The organism is Staphylococcus sp. ZWU0021, from assembly GCF_000798895.1.
In the GTDB taxonomy this organism is placed as follows: Bacteria; Bacillota; Bacilli; order Staphylococcales; family Staphylococcaceae; genus Staphylococcus; species Staphylococcus saprophyticus.
In genome coordinates this window covers 12,616-34,571 of record NZ_JTLN01000002.1, presented here as the reverse complement: position 1 = coordinate 34,571, position 21,956 = coordinate 12,616, and the positions used below count along the sequence as shown (strand labels likewise).

Here is a 21,956-nt window from a genome sequence, read left to right as displayed (position 1 = left end):
GGAAAAATAGTTTTTATAAATAAGTGAGTCTTTATATTTTCAACTCAATCATCTACTGCCTAATTGAAAAAGTCTGAGACATCTATTTTGTCTCAGACTTTTTAATGCGTACTGATATGCTTTAATAGGTTCGTATTTTTAATAATCATAAACACTGAAACACGGATATCATCAAATTAGAAGTGATTTGCATCATATGTTATCTTGTGATTGAACTAAATTTGAAGGAGAACTATGCATATGAATAAAAATAAATTATATGTACTGATTGTCTTAGCAATTTGTTTAATAATAACGGTGATATGCACATACTTTTTTATAAAGAGAGGTCATTATTCAGTATTCATAACATTATCTATACCTTTAATCATTTTAATTATTGATTATTTCTTTGGCAGAAAAGATGATAAAGATAAGTAGTGACAGCCGATTAAATTAGATGCAATATATGTGCAATAACATAAGTAAGTTGCACGTTTGATAGGCAAATTTAATTGATAATCAGTTGTCTGTTACAAACATTTTTTTAGTAACTTGTATTAAAAATGATGAAGGCTAAATGGGTATTATGTAATAGCATGATACAGTTCTACAAATTTTTTTGCATCTTTACGATGGACTTGATCAAATATCCATGTTTCACCATCATGGTCCATTATTGTAATTCTAAAAGGTGAAAGTGAGAAACCTGTCTTCAAGCTTTTGATATCTGTAAATAAAAATGTCTCCTTAATATTTCCAATTTGCATTGTCTCTAGAGATTTAAAGATGATACGATCATCTAGCAAAATGAGTTGCCCTGAAACAGTTTGTAATTGAAAAAATTTTAACGAAGCACTTATAGCAATGACGGGATGATTGATATCTACTTGCATAATTAATTCCCCAATCTAAAGTTTATTTGTCATATATTGACAAAACATTTACTTATAAATTATTTTAATTGAGTATAACATGAGAATAGTCTATTACAAATTACATATATGAAATGTCGGATAATGGTGGAGTTTCAATAATGATTACATCGTTTAGCTAAGGGCGGTTAAATTGAGAAGTGGAAAATAATGTACATTTAAGCTAATGCACATGTATAAAGCCGCGGATACACTTTATATAGAATACAAAAGCTAGAGCTTATGTATAGGAATGCCTTATTTTCATAAAATGAAAAAGTAGTTCTATCAATGTAAGGGGGCTTTATTATGATAAATTACATAAAATCAGCAAAATGATCTCTATAACGCATGTGCACGACAGCTCCTACGATAAAAAGAAACAAGACAAGTACAAAATTATAAACAGTTAAATGCCAATGATTAATAAAATACCATTCTTTGTGCAATAGGGCGGCTCGGTATCCTTCAGCTAAAAAATAAATCGGGTTTAATTTCATGACTGTTACCACAATTTCATTTTTAGGTGCGTATAATATGGAAGATACAAAAAATATGATTCTCATTAACGATTGAATAACCATTTGCGTATCACGAATCAATACGGCCAAAGTTGATGTTAATATTGAGATAATAGTCGTTAATATTAAGGCATAAGGTACATAAATTAATAATTGTAATGAATAAATAGAAGGGTGATATCCACCCGAAAAGCAAATGATTAACACAATCAACAATAAGCCGAGATGTCCATAAAATCTACTAAATACAATGTAACTAGGTGTGACAGATAATGGAAATTTCATTTTTGCAACTTGATTGTATTTTGATACAATCGCTTTTGTACCCTCTAAAACACCTTGATTTACAAAAAACCACATACTTATACCTACAATAAGCCAATAAATAAAAGGTATCCCATCATGAGTAGCATTATTCCGTAAACCTAGACCAAATACAAACCAATATACTGCAATTTGTAATGCTGGATTAATGATTTCCCAAGCTACACCTAAATAGTTGTTATGGTTAGAAATTCGTAATTGGAAATCTGCTAGTCTTTTAATTAAATACAGGTTCGTCAACTGTTCCTTTAATATAAACCATACTGAATTCATTTGAACATATCACGCTTTCATATTTAGTTTTTATTAATATTAGTGAAAATAATTATACATTATATTTGGAATGTAAGTAAATGAATTATCATGTGATACATAGAATATTTTGAGTCATATGATAGGGAGAATAAAAATAGATTATTGAATAGTGCGATTAGATCATTGCTTTCCAATATACTGGTATTTCGAGTCTATTAAATTTAAAAAAATTAATGAAATCGCATAATCATTTTATAATCGTCAGATTCTGTTGTATAACAGAATTGAACGATATATAAGTAAATTAAAGAAGTATATTACAGGAGTAAGTGGAACTATATATAAATAATAAAGTTATCTGAAGTCAATACAATGAGTTTCAGATAACTTTAAATGTATCTATTTATAATAGTATGTTTTAGAAAATATATAATTCTTAAAAATTTTGTTTTTTATCTCTGAAACAGTGATTAGTACACAAAAAATATTTGTTAATTAAAGACAATCGTCTTATTTCCATCATTTACAATAATTTTATGTTGTACGTGATATTCGACTGCTTGTGCTAGCACGGTTGATTCAACGTGACGTCCTATTTTTCTTAAATCTTGAACACTGTAGCGATGATTTATGCGTGTGACATCCTGTTCGATAATTGGGCCTTCATCTAAATCCGACGTAACATAATGACTTGTAGCGCCTACAAGTTTAACACCGCGTTCCCAAGCTTGTTTATAAGGATTTGCACCGATAAATGATGGCAAGAATGAATGATGAATATTTATAATTTGGTTTGGATAATGACTTACAAAATGATCAGTTAAAATTTGCATATATTTTGCTAGTACAATGAGATCGATTTCGTGATGGCTACAAATATTAAGTATCTCTTGCTCTACTTCTTGTTTCTCTTTATTATTTGGCACATAATAAAATGGAATAGACAAAGATTCAGCAAAATGTCTGTTTGTTTCATGGTTACTTACGACACATACAATTTCTGCAGGCAATTCACCTCGTTGTACTCTTAATAGAACTTCGTTAAATGCGTGATCTTCTTTAGAAACAAATAATGCGATTTTCGTTTTATCATTATTATCGAAAAGTTCAAATTTTATATCGTATTGATTTAAAGTCGATTCTAATGCTTCTTTAAGTTCTGTAACTTGTTCAAATTCTAAGCGTAAAAATAATTTACCCTTTTCAGATTGGTTGCTTTCATACTCTGTAAAATGATCTAAATGTAAAATATTAGATCCATGATCCGCAATAATCGTTGTAATTAATGACGTTAAACCTACGCTGTCTGTACATCTAGCTAGTAATATATATGTATTTTTCATATTAAGCACCTCAAAATTTTAAAAGTAACTCAGATTATAATGAAAATTTTGAATAATGTAAACAAAAGCTATCATTTAAATTAATTTAGAGAAATTTGTAGTTTATCTATGCGTAAACAAGAAAAATGGTCTATAATAATAAATAGTGTTTTTATCTTAAAAGAGTAATAAGTAATTTGAGTTGATAACACATTTCACAATAATAATACGCTTACAAACAAAGTGATTTTTGTTTTTAAAATATTATAAGATATAAGATTGATTATTTTGATAATTGCGCCAATGATAATTAACAATGAAAATTTCATTTCACTCTTTTATTTTCCTAAAAATTGTATTATGATGTAATTTGTGTTTCAAGAAGCGTGTATTATTGCAATTTCTTGTGTCCGGATAAAATATTCTTTTATGAAAGGTAGATTAAAGTAATGGATAGACAGAGTTTCACAGATTTAATTCAAACAAAATTTAAAATGGTACGTATTGAAGCAGGTTATACGCAAGATACGATGGCCCAAACAATAGGTCTTTCTAAAAAGACATTGGTACAAATAGAAAAAGAGAGAGTATTACCTAACTGGACAACATGTGTGTCAATTTGTGCATTATTTAGAGATTCAGATGTGTTAAATAGTACATTTGGATGTGATCCTCTAGAAATGGTACAAACGATTTCTCGTAATCATTGTGCATATCCTAACCATTCTACAACAAGTGATATCTATTGGAACACTGTTGATAGTCGTAATGGCTTCATCTTACAAAGTAACAAAGTGAGTGATATCTATCGTGTGCTAAATCAAGAGACACAGCCGATATTTGGTACTTCAAAATTAAGAGAAGCTGAAACTTATTTTGGTAGAATTTCTAAAGAAGAATTAATGCACGTATAATATTAATTCAATTAGTGATAGAAGAATCATTATTTATATAATTATCAGTCATGGGAAGTGATATTATATATGAATGATTTAGTCACTCTACCTCTACTTGACCTAAACATAGATTTAGGTCTTTTTTTATTTTATAAGTAAAATGTTGGAATGTTTTTCTACACAATGAATCGTTATATGTTATACAATGTAAAAATGATTATAAGAAAATTTGAAATTTATTTAAGCAAACAAAGGAGTCATACACATGCAGACATTTTTAGTTATCATCTTTATGATGGTTATAGGCGCACTGATTGGTGGGGTAACCAATGTCATTGCTGTTAAAATGTTGTTTCACCCGTTTAAAACATATTATATTTTCAAAAAGAGAGTGCCTTTCACTCCTGGATTAATACCTAAAAGAAGAAAAGAAATTGCGGATAAAATTGGTCAAGTCGTTGAAGAACACTTACTTACAGAAGAAGTTATTCAAGCTAAGTTAAATGCACCAACTTCTAGAGATGCAATTGAAGAGATTATATTTAAGCAAATCGCTAAATTGAAAGAGAATCATACGACAATACAATCATTAGCAGACATTGTAGATATTGATTTTTCTAAAACAGCAAATCAAAAATTAGATGAATTAATTTCAGATAAAATGGATAACTTTTATTTAGATTATCAAAATACGCCAATCCAGCAACTTATTCCTAATGACATTGAAAGTAGTATAGATGATAAAGTTGCGCTACTTCCTGAGTTGTTATTTGATAGAGCACGCGTATACTTGAAATCAGAAAAAGGTGGGGCAGATATTGCTTCTATGTTAGATACATTCTTCAACGAAAAAGGAAAAATTGTTGGTATGTTACAAATGTTCATGACAAAAGAAAGCATTGCAGAGCGAATACAGCATGAACTCATTAGATTAACGAGTCATCCTAAAGCAAAAGCAATTGCTACGCAGATTATTGAAAATGAATATGCAACAATGAAATCGAAACAGTTGAATGAATTGATAAATGAAACGCAATATCAAGCTTTTAAAACATCAGTGACAGAATTAGCATTAAGATATGTGGACTTAGAACAAACTTCACATAAACCATTGCATACCATTATGCCAAGCTTTATTTCATTCTTAGAAACAAAAGTATCTAAGACGTTAACCGATGTAATTATTGATAATGCGTCAAAACATCTATCTCCAATTATGAAAAAAATAAACTTAAGACAAATGGTAGAAGAACAAATTAATACATTTGATTTAGCTTATATTGAAAAATTAATCATTGATATCGCTAATAAAGAATTGAAATTAATCATGTTTTTGGGATTTTTACTCGGTGGCATAATCGGTTTATTCCAAGGTGTAATTGCAATTTTTGTATAACATATTAAATTATGTTATTGTAATATCGATGTGGTTTTCACACATATACAAAAAAGGAGTGAAGCATAGTGGCAGTAAATTTATACGATCATGCAAATCAATTAGAACAAGCATTAAGAGAAAGTGATGAATATCAAGCTATTCAAAATGCTTATGCAAAAGTTAAAGAAAATCAAGAATCAAAAGATTTATTTGATGAATTCCGTGAAACACAATTAAGTTTCCAACAAAAACAAATGCAAGGTGAAGAAATCGGTGAAGAAGAGCTACAAAAAGCACAAGAACAAGCTCAAAAAATCGAAAATGATTCAAACATTTCTGAATTAATGGCTGCTGAACAAAATATGAGCCAAGTATTCCAAGAAATCAACCAAATCATTGTTAAACCTTTAGATGAAATTTACGCTGACTAATTTTTAGTTGAATGTAAATGAATATTATTTAAATAATATAGTCGGTTAAAGAATAAAACAGTAATCCTATCTTTTATAAATTTGATTTTGTAGTAGTTCAATACCGATGCGACCTATATGGTTAAATAGATCGAGACATATATTTGTCTTGGTCTATTTTTTTGTGAATATATAGATTGATTATATTTTGGCTACTGATTGAAAGGGATTTTTACTAATAAGGTAGATATTAGAGAAACAAAGTGATTGCTCGCTTAGTTTTATCGACTGGTGAATAAACAATATGGTAAAATATAGAGATAAAAGGGATTGTTATGCATACAATTTAACAAGTGACAGAAATAACTTAGATGTTAATTAATTGTGGTATATGCATAAGTACAAATAAACCTTTCAATAAAGGAGAACTATACTGTATGGTGAAATTTATTCATTGCGCTGACTTACACTTAGATAGTCCTTTTAAATCTAGAAGTTATCTTAGTCAGTCTATTTTTGATGATATGCAAAAAAGTGCTTACGAAAGTTTTAAAAAAATAGTAGATTTAGCATTAAATGAAGAAATAGATTTTATGATTATTTCTGGTGATTTATTTGATCAACATAACCGCACGCTACGTGCAGAGGTGTTCTTAAAGGAACAGTTTGAACGATTAAAGAGAGAACAAATATTTGTTTATTTATGTCACGGGAATCATGATCCATTATCAGCAAGTATTGGCACAGTATGGCCAGATAATGTTTCCGTTTTCTCTGAAAATGTTGAAACTTATCAAACAATCACTAAAAATGGCGAAGAGATTTATTTGCATGGTTTTAGTTATCAAAATGATGCAAGTTATGAAAATAAATTAGATGCATATCCTTCAAGTCAAGGTCAAAAAGGCATACATATTGGTATCTTGCATGGTACATATAGCAAATCAAATACCAATGATCGATATACTGAATTCAGACTAGAAGACTTAAATAATAAGTTATATCACTATTGGGCTTTAGGCCACATTCATGAGCGTCAACAACTGAGTGATATGCCACAAATTCATTATCCTGGTAACATTCAAGGCAGACATTTTAAAGAGCTGGGTGAAAAAGGATGCTTGTTAGTTGAAGGGGACGATTTAAAACTCAACGCGCAATTTGTTCCTACTCAATTTATAAGATTTGAAAAAGCAACTATAGAATCAGATAAAACATCGAAGCAAGGTCTTTTTGATGACATTCAATCTTTTAAATCACAAGTGAGAAAAAATGGAAAAGCCATCTATCAATTGAATGTTGTTGTAAATTCAGATCAATTGATATCTGAACAAGATATTTTGCAAGTACATGAAATGATAAGTGATTTTGAAGAAAATGAGCATGATTTTGTATTTGTAGAACAACTCTCAATTAAAAACAAATATGAAGATCAAAATACATTAGTTAAAGAATTCTCGCCTGAATTAATAGATGATACAACTGTTTATGACGGTGCTATGAATGATTTGTATTTAAATCCCAAAGCGTCTAAATATCTAGAAAATTATAGTGATTTCGATAGAAGAGCATTAATTGAACATGCTGAAGAATTATTGAAGTCAGATATGGGGGGTGAATAATATGAAAATCAAATCATTAGAGATTTATGGATACGGTAGATTTATTGAAAGAAAAATTGAATTTGACGAATCATTTACTCAGATTTATGGTGAAAATGAAACGGGTAAATCTACAATACAAGCATTTATTCATTCAATTCTCTTTGGATTTCCTACAAAAAAAGAGAACGAACCACGTTTAGAACCAAGATTAGGTAATCAATACGGTGGTAAATTAACATTAATTCAAGATGACGGCTCGCTTGTCGAAGTAGAACGTATTAAAGGCAGTGCGACTGGTGATGTGAAAGTTTATTTGCCTAATGGTAGCATTAAAGATGAAAGTTGGTTAAAAAAAGAACTGAATTTTATCTCGAAACGTACGTATCAAGGGATTTTTTCATTCGATGTTTTAGGTTTGCAAGATATTCATAAAAATATGGATGAAACACAATTACAAAATTATCTTTTACAAGCTGGTGCTTTAGGCTCTACTGAATTTACGACTATGCGTGAGGTATTAAATACTAAAAAGGAAGAACTTTATAAAAAAAATGGTCGCAATCCAATTATCAATCAACAAATAGAACAACTGAAAGAATTAGAAGGCCAAATTCGTGAAGAAGAAGCAAAATTAACTTCTTATAAGCGATTAGTAGATGATAAAGATAAAGCAGAAAGACGACTTAATAATTTAAAACAAAATTTAGCACAGCTATCTAAAATGCATGAACGTAAACAAAAAGAACTCGCTTTACTTGAACAGACTCAAGAGTGGAAACAATTGGAAACCCAATTGAATATAGAGCCTGTTGTTTTTCCAGAACAAGGTATAGATCGTTATGAATCGGCAAAGTTACAAACTCAAAATTTAAAGCGTGATATCAGTTTAAGAACAGAACGATTAGCACATCTTAAAGCCGAAAATGAAAAAATAACAGTACCAAGGCAAAGTGACATTGATGCATTTAATCATTTACATCAACAAGAAAATGAAATAAAACAAAAAGAATATGAAGTTAAGGCGTTAGATAAAGAAATACAAGATAAAGAACGTGAAAAAGAAGGCTTGAAGTCAAACATTGGATGGCAAACTGTTCATCATGAAGTCGATGGTTCAGAAGCTATGAAGAGTCATGTCAGTAATCAAATAAAAGATAAACAAGAACAAATGGCTTATATCCAACAACTCGAACGTAATATTGAAGAAAATAAAATTGATAATGATACAAATCACGCAGAAATGAATGCGCTTGAAGCAGATATTGTTCCAGAAGAGAACTTTGAAAAGAAAAAACAATATAATAGACAAGTGTTTGAGCTTCAAGAGAAAAACAATCTTTATCAAAAAATGAAAGAAACATTTGATAAAGAGCAAAGAGAGAATGAGAAGAAACAAAATTTAATGCGAATAAGTTTAATTATATTGGCTATTATTGGCATTGGACTGACAGTCTTCTCATTTGTATCTGCGAATATCATTTTCGGGATTATATTTGCTATTCTATCAGTCGTATTTATTGTCGGTATATTCTTTGTTAAAACGAAAGAGGTCGGACATAGTGAATCTTTCTCTAAAGAAATTGAAGATTTGCAACAGCAAGTAACACAACTTGAAGATAACTATGATCTTGACTTCGACTTGGATGATCAGTACAGAGTACGAGAACAGCTACAAACAACAATCAAAACAAAAGAAGCAATAGATAAGAAAGCTGAATACTTAACCAATACTTTAACTCAGGCAAAGGAACAATATCAAAATGCGCAACAAAACATTGATAAAGTGAAAGCTGATTTATATTTATCTGATAAAATGTCAGATGAATTAATCGTAGATAGTATTGGAACAATGAATAAAATTAAAACACATGAAAAGCATATCGATGATTTGCAAACGCAGGTACAAGCCTTAAAACAACAATTAAATGATTTTTACGAACATGCGCAAGAAGTAACTAAAAACCAATTTACGTATTTTAATGAATTATCGCTATTCCACGATATAAGACAATGGCTTAAAGAAGAAACAAGTAATTTGGAAAAATGGACACGTAATGATGAACAAATCAAATTAATTGAAAGTGAAGTTTCACAACTGAATAGTAGATTAAATGAAAATAGCCGTGTGATTGACCAATTATTCAATTTTGTTAATGTTAACGATGAAGAATCATATTATCAACATCATGTTCAATATCAAAATTATCATCAAAATATGTCGAGATTTAATGACTTATCAAAATATCTGGAAAATCAAAATTATAATTATGATACAAGTTCAAGTTTAAGTGCGAAAACATCTGCACAACTTACTAACGAAGATGAAGTATTAGCACGTCAAGTTGATGAGTATAATGATCAGTATTTAGAAATGCAATCTGAAGTAAGTGACTTAAATGCCAAAATCACAGATATGGAAACAGATAAGACTTTAGCTGATTTAAGACATAGATTCCACATATTGAAAAATAAAGTGAATGCTGAAGCGAAAGATTGGGCAAGTTTAAGTTATTTACAAGCATTGGTAGAAGGACATATTAAACAAATTAAAGATAAACGTTTACCACAAGTGATAAATGAAGCAACAGATATCTTTGCGCATTTAACAAATGGTCATTATGTTCAAGTTACGTATGCAAATGATAATTTAATGGTTAAACAAGTTAATGGTCAAATGTATGAACCCGTAGAATTAAGCCAATCAACAAAAGAAATCTTATACATTGCATTGCGTTTAAGTTTAATTAAAACATTAAAGCCATATTATCCGTTCCCAATTATCATAGACGATGCGTTTGTTCATTTTGATAAGCAAAGAAAAGAAATCATGATGAATTATTTGAGACAAATGCCTAACAGTTATCAAATCCTATACTTTACATGTGTGAAAGATAATAGTGTGCATTCAAAACAAATTATTACTTTAGATAAAATTCAGGAAGGCGGTAAATAATGAGAAATGTAGAAAAATTAAATCCAGGTGATTCAGTAGATCATTTTTTCTTAATCCATAAAGCGACACAAGGTGTTACTGCTCAAGGTAAGGACTATATGACACTATACTTACAAGATAAAAGTGGCGATATAGAAGCCAAATTGTGGACTGTGAGTAAAGAAGATATGAAAATATTAGAACCTGAGAAAATCGTACATGTTACTGGTGATGTAATTAATTATCGTGGTCGTAAGCAAATGAAGATAAACAAGATAAAATTAGCTACACCAGATGATAATATGAAAACGCAAGATTTTGTTGATGGGGCGCCGCTTACTCCAGATGAAATTCAAGAGGAAATATCGCATTATATGTTGGACATTGAAAATGCAACGTTACAACGTATTACGAGACATTTGATACGTAAGCATCAAGAAGCGTTTTTTACTTTTCCAGCAGCTAGTACACATCATCATAATTTTGCGAGTGGTTTAAGCTATCATGTGTTAACAATGCTACGTGTTGCAAAATCAATTTGTGATATTTATCCATTGTTAAATCGCAGTTTGTTATATAGCGCAATTATTTTGCATGATTTAGGCAAAGTTAGAGAATTAAGTGGTCCAGTAGCTACTTCCTATACTGTCGAAGGTAATTTATTAGGGCATATTTCAATTGCTAGTGATGAAGTCGCAGAAGCGGCAAGAGAGCTGAATCTTGAAGGTGAAGAAGTGTTATTGCTACGCCACATGATTTTAGCGCATCATGGTAAAATGGAATTTGGTTCGCCGAAATTACCTCATATGAAAGAGGCAGAAATATTATTCTTCATTGATAATATAGATGCGAAAATGAATATGTTTGAAAAAGCTTATAAGAAAACTGATAAAGGTCAATTTACAGAACGTATTTTTGGATTAGATGGTAGACAATTTTACAATCCTAAATCGCTAGATTAATAATGAAGGTCTTTTAGGTTGGATATATAATATTAAAAGGTTCGAGAAATTTGTGGATGTTCTCGAACCTTTTTCATTTTCGAAAAAAGTGGTATAGAAATCTAATTGAATAGGTTTCTATACCACTTGATTCATTTATGAAATTATTGTCCAGTTGACATGCCAGCACCACTTTGTTGCATAGATTGTTGTTGCTGTTGTTGTTGCTGCTGTTGTTTGATTTTTTCTGGATCTAATATTGAGTCTTCAATCGCTTTTTTAATATCTCTATCTTTATAATCAACTTTATATTCATCTAATAATTCTTTATAAGCGTCAGTTAAAAGCTTAGGATCTTTTTGAATTTTAGTTTGAATTAATTGTGCTTTTAATTTGCCTTTTTCTTTATCAAAGTCATTTTCTTTATCTGCTTTGATAATATGGTAACCGTAATCTGTTTTAACTACGTCAGATACTTTACCTTCTTTAAGTTTGAATAATGCTTTTTCAAATTTGTCTTCCATTTGACCTTTGACGACATAACCTAAGCTACCATCTTTTTTAGCAGAGGCTTTATCCATTGATTCTTTTTTAGCAATTTCTCCAAATTTATCTGGGTGTTTTTCAACTTCTTTTTGGATTTTTTCAGCTTTTGCTTTAGCTTCTTTATCAGATAAGCCTTCTTTATCATCTTTATTTTCTTTAACTTTAATTAGAATGTGAGAGCCTTTTTTGGTATTTTCTTTAATTTCTTTGTCAGACATACTCACTTTATCATTAAGTAGTTCTTTTTGATAAGCTTGTAATTTTTTCTGTTCTTTATAATCGCCTATAGACATTTTTTGTTGTTTTAACATACTTTCAAATTGATCTTTGCCACCATATTGTTTTTGTTCTTTTTCAACTTCTTTATCAATATCTTTTGTATTTACATCGTCTTTATATTTATCAGCAAGCAATTTGTTTAACATGATTGAGAATGATGTATTAGCAATTTGCTCATCACCCATCTTGTTCATAACATCTTCGACTTTAACGTCGCCAGCTTTTGAAGAAATAATTGTATCTTCTTTTGAATCTGTTGCACTGTTACCACATGCGCCTAATAACAATGCACTAGCTGTAACAGGAAGTAAAACTTTTTTAAATGTTTTCATAGTTGGAAACTCCTTTTGTAAGAATAACAACGTAAATATAACATATTATTGATTATTCACCAATTAGAAACATAATTTCTACAACTATAGTATTAGTGTTTTGTGACTTTTGATATAACTTAATCAAAAAAGAGGTGACATCGTAACCTATTGTTAGATTACTTATGTTCACCTCTGTAATATTTATCTATGCATACAAGTAAATCGTTATGAAACAAGACTATACTTTTTTCTCATAATGCGTATTAACTTTATTTAATATATTAATACCTGTTTGATGTTCTTCTATATAATCACCTTCATTTGAAAATAAAATGATTTTTAAATATAGAAAATCCATAACTGAATAACCCATATTTAAAGCAATTAAAAACATCAGATAATGACCGTATTGTGGAAACAATGTACTGAAATAAGCACAAATTACAGTGATGATTATAACTGGTGTTATTAAATCAAAACAAAAATAATACTTATTTACTGGTGTGTTCACATACGTATTATAAAATGGTATTTTTTTATGCCGTAACAATTTATATTTTTTAAACGATTTATAATATGGAATAAAAAATATGAGGTGAATGGCTTTGTGGATAGGGTACAAAATAACCACGAGTAGTAAAAAGATTAAAAAATATTGATCAGTTAGTTTTGTGTTAGAAAAAAAATAGAGTATTTCATAAGCAAGGAGAAATGTAATAATGGTTGTAACTAAACTTAGAAATGCAATCCTTGGTAATCCAAATCGAGCATTGATATCGATTTGTCTTGTACAGAGATACATTGTTTATTCACTCCTCTTAAACTAAAGTCATATGATATATGCTTATGTATTATCTATCTTAATATGTGAAACGTCAAGATATATTCCATCATTTGAGTAGTTAAGTTTATAGCATGCATAAAAGTATTTTCAATTAAAAAACTGTTATCTAGCATTAGTTTAAATGTTAGATAACAGTTCAATAATTGATACTTTAATTAGTGGTTATTTTTCATCTTTATCAAATGCTTTTGAAATTTCTTCACCACGGTTTTGAAGGTTTTCAATATGTGATTGCAAATTCTCAATATTTGGATTGATATCAGATTTGAAATCACCAATCATCGTTTTTACTTCGTCACCGATAGAACTACCGAATTCAGTACTTTCAGTTTTGATTTGTGAAATATAGTTGGCTATGTCATTCACACTTTGCTTAATTGTGTTTATTTCTCTATCTACTTCTGATTCAGCACCAGTTGGTTTTTTAGCACGTGCAGTATTTAGGCTAGAATCTTTTTTATCACGATTCATTAAAGCTACACCGAGGCCAGTTGCAACGCCAGCGCCTAGGCCTAATAATATTTGAGCTGTTTTCATAAAAATTCTCCTCATTTCTAGTAGTATCTCATCCGTTAATATTTTTTATATACCCCATATGTAATAAGGTAAGCATGATTAATCGAATTGAGCGGCTATTTCTTGTGCAATTTCAGCCTTTTGTTCATCGTCGATACTTTCTTCGTGTGTTTCCCATTTATAGCCAAAACCATCGACATCATTTTCATATCTTGGTAGTAAATGGAAATGAAGATGAAAGACAGATTGATCGGCAAATTCACCATTATTCTGTATAATATTGAGTCCATCTGGGTTAAAAGCTGTTTTAATAGCGTTAGCAACTTTTGGCAGTGCGACACCAATATGTTTCATTGTTTCACTGTCAGTTTCAAAAATATTAGCAGATGCTTTTTTAGGGATTAAAAGTGTATGACCCTTGGTAACTTGTGATATATCTAAAAATGCATAGACATATTCATCTTCATATACTTTATGACTTGGTATTTCACCATCTATAATTTTACTAAAGATTGTTTCTGACATAAAATCTTCACTCCTTGTAAGATTGTTATTGCCTATTATAGCATTACTGTATTATTTACGTCAGTTTTTGCAGTAAATTTATGACTAATTAAAGATTTTTGATACAATATATTTTGTGGAGGTGCTATATGACAGTAAAAGTAGAACATTTAACAGGTGGTTATGGAAAACGACCTGTAATTAAAAATATAAATTTTGAATTAACACAAGGTGAAATTGTGGGACTTATAGGATTAAATGGGGCAGGTAAGAGTACAACGATTAAGCATATGCTTGGATTGTTAACACCTATGGAAGGTAACTTGTCTATTTCTGATATAAATATAAAGCAAGATGTTGAAACATATAGAAGAAAGTTATCGTATATACCAGAATCACCAGTTATTTATGAAGAACTAACTTTACAAGAACATATTTATATGACAGCAATGGCATATAATATTAGCAGAGAAGTTGCTATGGAACGTGCGCGTCCATTATTAAAAACGTTTCGTTTAGAAGATGAATTAAATATTTTTCCAAGTCACTTTTCTAAAGGTATGAAACAAAAAGTGATGATTATATGCGCATTTATAGTTAATCCTGAACTATATATTATCGATGAACCATTTCTTGGTTTAGATCCGTTAGGTATTCAATCTATGTTAGATTTGATGGTGGAAAAAAAGCAAGAAGGTCGTACAGTGCTGATGAGTACACATATACTAGCAACTGCAGAGCGTTATTGTGATAGATTTTTAATCATGGATGAAGGAGAAATAGTTGCTTTTGGAAACTTGGAAGAGTTGCGTGCTCAAACAGGGCTAAAAGGTAAGACATTAGATGAAATCTATATCCATGTCACGCAAGGTGGCCAAAATTCATGACACGAGATGCAGAACAATTATTTAAAACTAGAAAACGTGAAATAAGTAAAGAAAAACAATATTATAATAAATTTATTTTTAATGGTCATTTTTCTTTGTTTTTAGTTATTATGTTAGGTGCATTTATATTAGGCTACGGTGATTGGCTTAAATCAATACCGAAACATATTAATTATTCACTTATTGTTAGTATATTCGTTTCAATAACGTCAATGTTTCCATTACGTACGTTGCTTAAAGATGCAGATAAATTATTTTTATTGCCATTCGAAAGCAATATGAATCACTATATTAAGCAAAGTTTGATTTATAGCTATGTTTCACGTATTGGCTTACAAGTTGTTATTATGATTGTATTATTTCCATTGTTTTATGTGATTAATGACCAGACATTTGGCTTTTATATATTATTTGCATTATTAATGTTAATCATGCCATTTGTAGGCTTATTATTAAAATGGCAATGGTACACGTATAAATTGGAAAGTTGGTCATTGCATACATTACTTTTTATTGTATTTGCATCAGGCTATTATGTGACATTAGATGCCAAATCATTTGCAAGTATCACTTCGATACTAATTATTATAGGCTTAACACTACTACTTCAATATCAAAATAAGCATCAATTGTTTCCTTGGGAAAGAATGATTAAGTCAGAGCAACAACATCATATGAATTACTATAAATTTGTAAATATGTTTACAGATGTCAAACACCTTAAAGAAACAGCGGTTCGACGAAGTTATTTGGATCCTATTTTACGAACTCCTAAGTTTAAGAAATTCAATGAGAATTATATGTATTTATATTTATTCGTTAGGAGCTTCGCAAGAGGGAAAGATGTTTTTAATATAATATTAAGGTTAGTTATTATTGCGCTCATTCTTATGTTTTGGTTGCATCAACCCGTAATCACTTTGATCATAGGAAGTTTGTTTATGTATATTATCTTGCTTCAAATGGCACAATTTTATACACAACAGGCATATGGTTTATGGCCACAAGTTTGGCCAACACCAGAATCAAAAGTGATTAAAGGTTATGAACAATTTTTATATAGATTAATGTTTATGATAGGCATTTTATTTATTATCGTATATGCGATATCTTTCCCATTATACAGTTATTTTGGCTTATTATTCTTAATAGTGGGTTGGTTAACAATTAGAAATGTAATTAAAAAATTAAAATATCAAGAAACGTTATTGCGAGATTAAAAAAACACTGTTTATGTCATTTGCTTTGACATAAACAGTGTTTTTAAGTTCATTACATTAAATCAATTATCATCGATAGGGAATAAATATCTTTCGAAATAACTAGAATGTTGGCCACTAGAACCAAAGAATTGACTTAATGCTAATTTATCAAAATTATCTTTGAAAATAGATGATGCTTTAAAGTCTTCATAAGCCGTTCTACTTTCAAAGCCAAAGTAAATCTTATAAGTTAAACCTTGATCAGGTTTTAAGAAACGATAGCTTCGATAACCCGCAAATTGTTTAAAGTCAGCAGTAATATTTTCTAATCTTTTTTCTAGTTGATAAGCATGATCTTCTGATGTAGGTACAAATATGACCGAATAAAAATAATTTTCATTTAAATCTCCCTCAGCTTTAAGTACATCATAGACTAAAGGTTGTTTTAATACAGAAGTTTGGTCAGTTTCTTCAAGAATGACTGAAGAATCAGACGCTGAAAATTGTAATAAGTTATGGTCAGGATTATTTAGCCTAATCTGGTTTAAGTAACCAAACGTTCCATAAGATGCATAAATTTTCATAAGATTGTCCCCCTTGCTTGGTATATGAAAGTATAATTAACTATTTCACTTTACTATAAAAATATCTACTTTTTCAAATAAATATAAAATAGGCTTTGATAACATTATAATTGATTTTTATTATAAAACAATAGTCAAATAATTAAGCTGTTAAAATGAGACTGTTTGTCTTTTTTATGACATTTTAGAACAATAAAACACGCGTAATTAAGCAATATGGTATTATAGACAAGAATGATTATAATCTAGGAGGATTAAAAGGTGCATAATAAAAACAATACGATCCTAAATATGATAAAAGGCGAGTCGGTTTCGCACACACCAGTTTGGTTTATGCGTCAAGCTGGCAGGTCTCAGCCAGAATATAGAAGATTAAAAGAAAAGTATTCATTATTTGAAATTACACACCAAGCAGAACTGTGTGCGTATGTAACACATCTGCCTGTAGATAACTATAATACAGATGCAGCGGTACTTTATAAAGATATCATGACACCTCTACAGCCAATAGGTGTGGATGTAGAAATTAAATCTGGTATAGGTCCAGTGATTCATAATCCAATTAAAACGATACAGGATGTTGAAAAATTAGGACACATTGATCCAAAGAGAGATGTACCTTATGTGTTAGATACGATTAAATTATTAACTGAAGAAAAGTTGAATGTGCCATTGATTGGATTTACTGGTGCGCCATTTACACTTGCAAGTTATATGATTGAAGGTGGTCCTTCTAAGAACTATAACTTTACAAAAGCAATGATGTATAGTGATGAAGCGACATGGTTTGCATTAATGGATCACTTAGTTGAAATGTCTATAACTTATACTTCTGCACAAATAGAGGCAGGTGCACAAATTATCCAAGTATTCGATTCTTGGGTGGGTGCATTGAACGTTCAAGATTATCGCTATTATATTAAACCTGCGATGAATAAATTGATAAGCGGTATTAAGGAGAAGTATAATGTACCTGTTATTCTATTTGGAGTTGGTGCTAGCCATTTAGCAGATGAATGGAACACATTACCTATAGATGTATTGGGATTGGATTGGAGGCTATCAATTAAAGAAGCTAGTTCAATGAACATTGATAAGACATTGCAAGGGAATTTAGATCCATCTCTATTATTGGCACCATGGGATGTAATAGAAGAAAGGCTGAAAGCAATATTAGACCAAGGGATAGCGCATGGCAAACATATTTTCAATTTAGGTCATGGCGTATTTCCAGAGGTGAAGCCCGAAACATTAAAACGTGTGACTACATTTGTACATGACTACACACAGAGATAGTACGACATAAATTTTGACTATCACGAATTACAAATAATTATGGCATATGCATCTAAAAATTATGATACAAAAGGATGATCTTAAAATGACAAAAACAATAGGCTTATTGGTTATGGCTTATGGAACACCATATAAAGAAAGCGATATAGAAGCTTATTATACAGATATTAGACATGGGAAAAAACCTACTGAAGCGGAACTACAAGATTTAAAAGATAGATATCAATTTATTGGTGGTTTATCTCCGTTAGCAGGAACGACAAATAGACAAGCAGAGTCACTTCGTGATGCGCTCAATCAAGCCTATGACGACGTTGAATTTAAACTATATATCGGTTTAAAACACATTCACCCATTTATTGAAGACGCTGTACAATCAATGCATGAAGACGGTATAGATGAAGCTGTTACAGTTGTATTAGCACCACATTATTCTAGCTTTTCAGTTGGCTCTTACAATACACGTGCACAAAAAGAAGCAGATAAATACGGCATCACGTTTAAACATGTTGAACATTACTATCAACAACCTAAATTCATTCAATATTGGACAGAGAAAATCAATGAAACATTAGCAGATATTCCACAAGATGAACATGACAAAACAGTTCTTGTTGTTTCAGCTCATAGTTTGCCAAAAGGCTTAATTGAGAAAAATAACGATCCTTATCCTAATGAGTTACATGAAACTGCTCAGTTATTAGAACAACATTCAAATATTATACATGTAGCTGAAGGATGGCAATCTGAAGGGAATACGGGTACACCTTGGTTAGGACCTGATGTTCAAGATTTAACTCGAGCGTTATACAATGAACATAAATATGAACACTTTATCTATACCCCAGTGGGTTTTGTTTGTGAACATTTAGAAGTACTCTATGATAACGATTATGAATGTAAAGTGATTTGTGATGAATTAGGTGTACATTATCATCGTCCAAAAATGCCAGATACTGATCCGCTATTTATTGGCGCAATTGTTGAAGAGATAAAAAATGTTTATTAAAGGAAGCGTGACTTATTTTGACTAAAAGTATTGCTATTATCGGAGCTGGTATCACAGGTTTATCTAGTGCATATTTTATAAAAAAACAACGACCAGATATAGATGTGACGATATATGAAGCGACTAATCGAACTGGCGGTAAGATTCAAACCTATCGACAAGATGGTTATACGATTGAATTAGGTCCAGAATCTTATCTAGGACGCAAACAGATTATGACAGACATTGCTAAAGATATTGGATTAGCAGATGAACTTATCACTAATCAAACAGGACAATCTTATATTTATGCTAAAAATAAACTGTTTCCTATTCCAGGGGGATCTATCTTAGGTGTGCCAACTAACCTTAAACCTTTTATTAAAACAAAATTGATTTCGCCTAAAGGTAAATTACGTGCTGGTTTAGATTTATTTAAAAAGCCTATTCAAATAGAACGCGATATTTCTGTTGGGTCATTCTTTCGTGAACGTCTAGGAGATGAAGTCTTAGAAAATTTAATTGAACCTTTAATGGGTGGTATTTATGGTACAAACATTGATGAATTAAGTTTAATGTCTACTTTTCCGGAGTTTAAAGAAAGAGAAGAACAGTTTGGTAGTTTAATTAAAGGTATGCGATACGAAAAAATGCAACGTCAAAAACAACGACAATTATATCCAGGAGCACCAAAAGGCCAATTTAAACAATTTAGGCATGGGCTGACTTCTTTTATTGAAAAATTAACTGATTATGTCGTAAACCAAGGTGTAAAAATCAGATTTAATACACCTATAGATGATATCGTCATCTCACAAACGAATTATGAGCTTGTTGTAGATGATGAAAAAAATATCTACGACAGTGTCCTTGTTACCACACCACATCAAACCTTTATGAAATGGTTTGGTAATGATCCAGCCCTTGATTATTTCAAAACAATGCCATCTACAACCGTTGCAACTGTTGTACTAGCATTTGATGAACAGCATATTGAAAATACCTATGACGGTACGGGTTTCGTGATTGCAAGAACGAGCCAAACCGATATCACAGCATGTACATGGACAAGTAAAAAATGGCCTTTTACTACACCAGAAGGTAAGGTGCTGATACGTGCTTATGTTGGTAAACCAGGTGATACGGTTGTGAAAGATCATTCAGATGAAGAACTTGTAGATATTGTTAAACGAGATTTAACACAAATGATGACTTTTAAAGGCGCACCAGATTTCAGTATTGTGAATCGTTTACCTAATAGTATGCCGCAATATCGTGTGGATCATATGGATAACATATCTGCGATTCAAGCGCATATTAAACATAATTATCCTAGGTTAAGAATAGCCGGTGCTTCATTTGAAGCGGTTGGCCTGCCAGACTGTATTTTACAAGGTAAAAATGCGGTATCAGAATTATTAAATGAATTATAGAGTATATGCGAGTAAAGATACGGAGCGAGGATTTGAAATCAAATACAATTTTGGTTTCTGCCTCGTTTTTTAATTGATATTATTTATGTAGCATTAAAAACGATGACATGCTATATAAATGATAAAATGATATATATATTAGAAAGTTATTTTTAATGGGGGATTTATATGACGGATATAATTATAGTACATTCAAAACAAGGTGATGCATCAAATCATTGGTATGAATGGTTAGCCAGTAACCTCATGCTAGAAGGTTATAATGTAACTTTATTTAACTTGCCGGTTGATGAAAATGATCATATTGATACTTGGATGAGTAACATGAAAAATCAAATTTGTGTTACTAAGTATGAAACGTTTTTTGTAACGCATGGTTTTGGAACACTCGCAGCTTTAAAGTTTATAGAGAAATCACAAATTAATACTATACAAGGATTATTTAGTATTTCTGGATTCATGGAGGATGTCATACCATTTGTTGAAACCAATCAAATTGAAGACTTTCATATAGATTACGAAAACGTTAAACAAAAAGTAGAGGCATTTTATGGTCTATGTGCCAAAAATGATTCCTATGTGTCTTACAAAGAAACAAAAAGATTAATGGATACGCTTGGAGGGACATGTAAAGTAACTGAATTTGGCGGTCATTTTATGGAAGATGATGGTTTCACGACATTTACACAGCTACAAAGTAAAATGCAAGGCATTATGAGTGAGTAATCGAAATTATTATTGTTATAGATTTATAGTGGAGAAATGGGAGGATAAATTAATTAGTAAAAAGCTTTGTTTGATGTATCAATCATAAAGGGTGATAGGTTTTTGTATAAATAAGAAACAAAATATAAAATATTATAGTTATATTCCATTTTTACACAAAATAATTTCTGGAATCCATTGACTATCATGTGAAAAATTTATATACTGAGTAAGTCCTAATTGATACGAGATGTGCAAACATCAATTATCGCATTTGAATTTTAATTTCGAATTAAGTTAATGTTAATTAATTTTAAAAAACGTTGACATTAAGTAAATGTTTATGATATACTAATTGGGTAGGAGTCATAAATATTATTAT

General features: G+C 30.4%; 21 protein-coding genes. 13 read left to right on the top strand and 8 right to left on the bottom strand.

Going from position 1 to position 21,956, the window contains the following annotated elements; all coding sequences use genetic code 11:
- Positions 1-240 precede the first annotated feature (240 nt).
- A complete protein-coding gene (locus L987_RS00270; RefSeq protein WP_047502286.1) occupies positions 241-420 on the top strand; it encodes a hypothetical protein in 180 nt (59 codons plus the stop codon).
- Positions 421-566: 146 nt separating this feature from the next.
- Here the strand turns inward: L987_RS00270 and L987_RS00265 are convergent, their stop codons facing one another.
- From L987_RS00265 to purU, 3 genes are all read right to left on the bottom strand, one after another.
- A complete protein-coding gene (locus tag L987_RS00265; protein ID WP_002482884.1) occupies positions 567-875 on the bottom strand; it encodes a hypothetical protein in 309 nt (102 codons plus the stop codon).
- A 335-nt stretch (positions 876-1,210) separates the two neighbouring features.
- Positions 1,211-2,011 (bottom strand): ABC transporter permease, encoded by an 801-nt coding sequence (locus L987_RS00260; protein ID WP_047502283.1) that lies wholly within the window; start codon positions 2,009-2,011, stop codon positions 1,211-1,213.
- Positions 2,012-2,484: 473 nt separating this feature from the next.
- On the bottom strand, positions 2,485-3,336 hold the full coding sequence (purU, locus tag L987_RS00255; protein ID WP_047502280.1) for a formyltetrahydrofolate deformylase: 852 nt from the start codon (positions 3,334-3,336) through the stop codon (positions 2,485-2,487).
- Positions 3,337-3,764: 428 nt separating this feature from the next.
- Between purU and xdrA the strand changes: the two genes are divergently transcribed.
- The 6 genes from xdrA to yhaM all read left to right on the top strand — a co-directional run bounded on the left by xdrA (position 3,765) and on the right by yhaM (position 11,497).
- Positions 3,765-4,229 carry an XRE family transcriptional regulator XdrA gene (xdrA, locus tag L987_RS00250; protein WP_002482887.1) on the top strand — a complete coding sequence of 155 codons (465 nt, stop codon included), beginning with the start codon at positions 3,765-3,767 and terminating at the stop codon, positions 4,227-4,229.
- Between the two features lie 247 nt (positions 4,230-4,476).
- Positions 4,477-5,607, top strand: a complete 1,131-nt coding sequence (locus tag L987_RS00245; protein WP_047502277.1) for a DUF445 domain-containing protein — start codon at positions 4,477-4,479, stop codon at positions 5,605-5,607.
- A gap of 68 nt (positions 5,608-5,675) precedes the next feature.
- On the top strand, positions 5,676-6,020 hold the full coding sequence (locus tag L987_RS00240; RefSeq protein ID WP_002482889.1) for a YlbF/YmcA family competence regulator: 345 nt from the start codon (positions 5,676-5,678) through the stop codon (positions 6,018-6,020).
- A gap of 416 nt (positions 6,021-6,436) precedes the next feature.
- Positions 6,437-7,621 carry a metallophosphoesterase family protein gene (locus tag L987_RS00235; protein WP_047502274.1) on the top strand — a complete coding sequence of 395 codons (1,185 nt, stop codon included), beginning with the start codon at positions 6,437-6,439 and terminating at the stop codon, positions 7,619-7,621.
- Between the two features lies 1 nt (position 7,622).
- The gene (locus tag L987_RS00230; RefSeq protein WP_011302816.1) at positions 7,623-10,556 is read left to right on the top strand and encodes an ATP-binding protein; all 2,934 of its coding nucleotides are present in this window, start codon (positions 7,623-7,625) and stop codon (positions 10,554-10,556) included.
- Complete coding sequence (gene yhaM / locus L987_RS00225; RefSeq protein WP_002482892.1) at positions 10,556-11,497, top strand: 3'-5' exoribonuclease YhaM; 942 nt, start codon at positions 10,556-10,558, stop codon at positions 11,495-11,497. The genes L987_RS00230 and yhaM overlap by 1 nt, the downstream gene beginning before the upstream one ends.
- A gap of 143 nt (positions 11,498-11,640) precedes the next feature.
- On the opposite strand, the gene prsA is transcribed toward yhaM, so the two are convergent.
- The 4 genes from prsA to L987_RS00205 form a co-directional block, all read right to left on the bottom strand.
- A complete protein-coding gene (prsA, locus tag L987_RS00220; RefSeq protein WP_011302817.1) occupies positions 11,641-12,633 on the bottom strand; it encodes a peptidylprolyl isomerase PrsA in 993 nt (330 codons plus the stop codon).
- 220 nt (positions 12,634-12,853) lie between these two features.
- Positions 12,854-13,417, bottom strand: a complete 564-nt coding sequence (locus L987_RS00215; RefSeq protein WP_002482894.1) for a DUF3267 domain-containing protein — start codon at positions 13,415-13,417, stop codon at positions 12,854-12,856.
- Positions 13,418-13,621: 204 nt separating this feature from the next.
- The gene (locus tag L987_RS00210; protein ID WP_002482895.1) at positions 13,622-13,996 is read right to left on the bottom strand and encodes a YtxH domain-containing protein; all 375 of its coding nucleotides are present in this window, start codon (positions 13,994-13,996) and stop codon (positions 13,622-13,624) included.
- A gap of 78 nt (positions 13,997-14,074) precedes the next feature.
- Complete coding sequence (locus tag L987_RS00205; protein ID WP_002482896.1) at positions 14,075-14,500, bottom strand: HIT family protein; 426 nt, start codon at positions 14,498-14,500, stop codon at positions 14,075-14,077.
- 128 nt (positions 14,501-14,628) lie between these two features.
- Here L987_RS00205 and ecsA point away from each other — a divergent pair, with 128 nt between their 5' ends.
- Both ecsA and ecsB read left to right on the top strand, forming a co-directional pair.
- Positions 14,629-15,366 (top strand): ABC transporter ATP-binding protein EcsA, encoded by a 738-nt coding sequence (ecsA, locus tag L987_RS00200; protein WP_002482897.1) that lies wholly within the window; start codon positions 14,629-14,631, stop codon positions 15,364-15,366.
- Complete coding sequence (gene ecsB / locus L987_RS00195) at positions 15,363-16,586, top strand: ABC transporter permease EcsB (protein WP_011302819.1); 1,224 nt, start codon at positions 15,363-15,365, stop codon at positions 16,584-16,586. The genes ecsA and ecsB overlap by 4 nt, the downstream gene beginning before the upstream one ends.
- A gap of 62 nt (positions 16,587-16,648) precedes the next feature.
- Here the strand turns inward: ecsB and L987_RS00190 are convergent, their stop codons facing one another.
- Complete coding sequence (locus L987_RS00190) at positions 16,649-17,152, bottom strand: antibiotic biosynthesis monooxygenase (protein WP_002482899.1); 504 nt, start codon at positions 17,150-17,152, stop codon at positions 16,649-16,651.
- 261 nt (positions 17,153-17,413) lie between these two features.
- Between L987_RS00190 and hemE the strand changes: the two genes are divergently transcribed.
- The 4 genes from hemE to L987_RS00170 all read left to right on the top strand — a co-directional run bounded on the left by hemE (position 17,414) and on the right by L987_RS00170 (position 21,595).
- Entirely contained in the window at positions 17,414-18,448 is a 1,035-nt protein-coding gene (hemE, locus tag L987_RS00185; protein WP_011302820.1) for a uroporphyrinogen decarboxylase, read from the top strand.
- Positions 18,449-18,533: 85 nt separating this feature from the next.
- On the top strand, positions 18,534-19,457 hold the full coding sequence (hemH, locus tag L987_RS00180) for a ferrochelatase (RefSeq protein ID WP_002482901.1): 924 nt from the start codon (positions 18,534-18,536) through the stop codon (positions 19,455-19,457).
- 17 nt (positions 19,458-19,474) lie between these two features.
- Positions 19,475-20,869 carry a protoporphyrinogen oxidase gene (gene hemY, locus L987_RS00175; RefSeq protein ID WP_047502267.1) on the top strand — a complete coding sequence of 465 codons (1,395 nt, stop codon included), beginning with the start codon at positions 19,475-19,477 and terminating at the stop codon, positions 20,867-20,869.
- A gap of 168 nt (positions 20,870-21,037) precedes the next feature.
- Positions 21,038-21,595: an RBBP9/YdeN family alpha/beta hydrolase gene (locus L987_RS00170; RefSeq protein ID WP_011302822.1), complete on the top strand. Its 558-nt coding sequence runs from the start codon at positions 21,038-21,040 to the stop codon at positions 21,593-21,595.
- Positions 21,596-21,956: the final 361 nt, after the last annotated feature.

Excerpts from the sequence above, each read along its gene's own strand:
- L987_RS00270 (WP_047502286.1), top strand. The coding sequence starts at position 241 with ATGAATAAAAATAAATTATATGTACTGATTGTCTTAGCAATTTGTTTA.
- L987_RS00265 (WP_002482884.1), bottom strand. The coding sequence starts at position 875 with ATGCAAGTAGATATCAATCATCCCGTCATTGCTATAAGTGCTTCGTTA.
- L987_RS00260 (WP_047502283.1), bottom strand. The coding sequence starts at position 2,011 with ATGAATTCAGTATGGTTTATATTAAAGGAACAGTTGACGAACCTGTAT.
- purU (WP_047502280.1), bottom strand. The coding sequence starts at position 3,336 with ATGAAAAATACATATATATTACTAGCTAGATGTACAGACAGCGTAGGT.
- xdrA (WP_002482887.1), top strand. The coding sequence starts at position 3,765 with ATGGATAGACAGAGTTTCACAGATTTAATTCAAACAAAATTTAAAATG.
- L987_RS00245 (WP_047502277.1), top strand. The coding sequence starts at position 4,477 with ATGCAGACATTTTTAGTTATCATCTTTATGATGGTTATAGGCGCACTG.
- L987_RS00235 (WP_047502274.1), top strand. The coding sequence starts at position 6,437 with ATGGTGAAATTTATTCATTGCGCTGACTTACACTTAGATAGTCCTTTT.
- L987_RS00230 (WP_011302816.1), top strand. The coding sequence starts at position 7,623 with ATGAAAATCAAATCATTAGAGATTTATGGATACGGTAGATTTATTGAA.
- yhaM (WP_002482892.1), top strand. The coding sequence starts at position 10,556 with ATGAGAAATGTAGAAAAATTAAATCCAGGTGATTCAGTAGATCATTTT.
- prsA (WP_011302817.1), bottom strand. The coding sequence starts at position 12,633 with ATGAAAACATTTAAAAAAGTTTTACTTCCTGTTACAGCTAGTGCATTG.
- L987_RS00215 (WP_002482894.1), bottom strand. The coding sequence starts at position 13,417 with ATGTATCTCTGTACAAGACAAATCGATATCAATGCTCGATTTGGATTA.
- L987_RS00210 (WP_002482895.1), bottom strand. The coding sequence starts at position 13,996 with ATGAAAACAGCTCAAATATTATTAGGCCTAGGCGCTGGCGTTGCAACT.
- L987_RS00205 (WP_002482896.1), bottom strand. The coding sequence starts at position 14,500 with ATGTCAGAAACAATCTTTAGTAAAATTATAGATGGTGAAATACCAAGT.
- ecsA (WP_002482897.1), top strand. The coding sequence starts at position 14,629 with ATGACAGTAAAAGTAGAACATTTAACAGGTGGTTATGGAAAACGACCT.
- ecsB (WP_011302819.1), top strand. The coding sequence starts at position 15,363 with ATGACACGAGATGCAGAACAATTATTTAAAACTAGAAAACGTGAAATA.
- L987_RS00190 (WP_002482899.1), bottom strand. The coding sequence starts at position 17,152 with ATGAAAATTTATGCATCTTATGGAACGTTTGGTTACTTAAACCAGATT.
- hemH (WP_002482901.1), top strand. The coding sequence starts at position 18,534 with ATGACAAAAACAATAGGCTTATTGGTTATGGCTTATGGAACACCATAT.
- L987_RS00170 (WP_011302822.1), top strand. The coding sequence starts at position 21,038 with ATGACGGATATAATTATAGTACATTCAAAACAAGGTGATGCATCAAAT.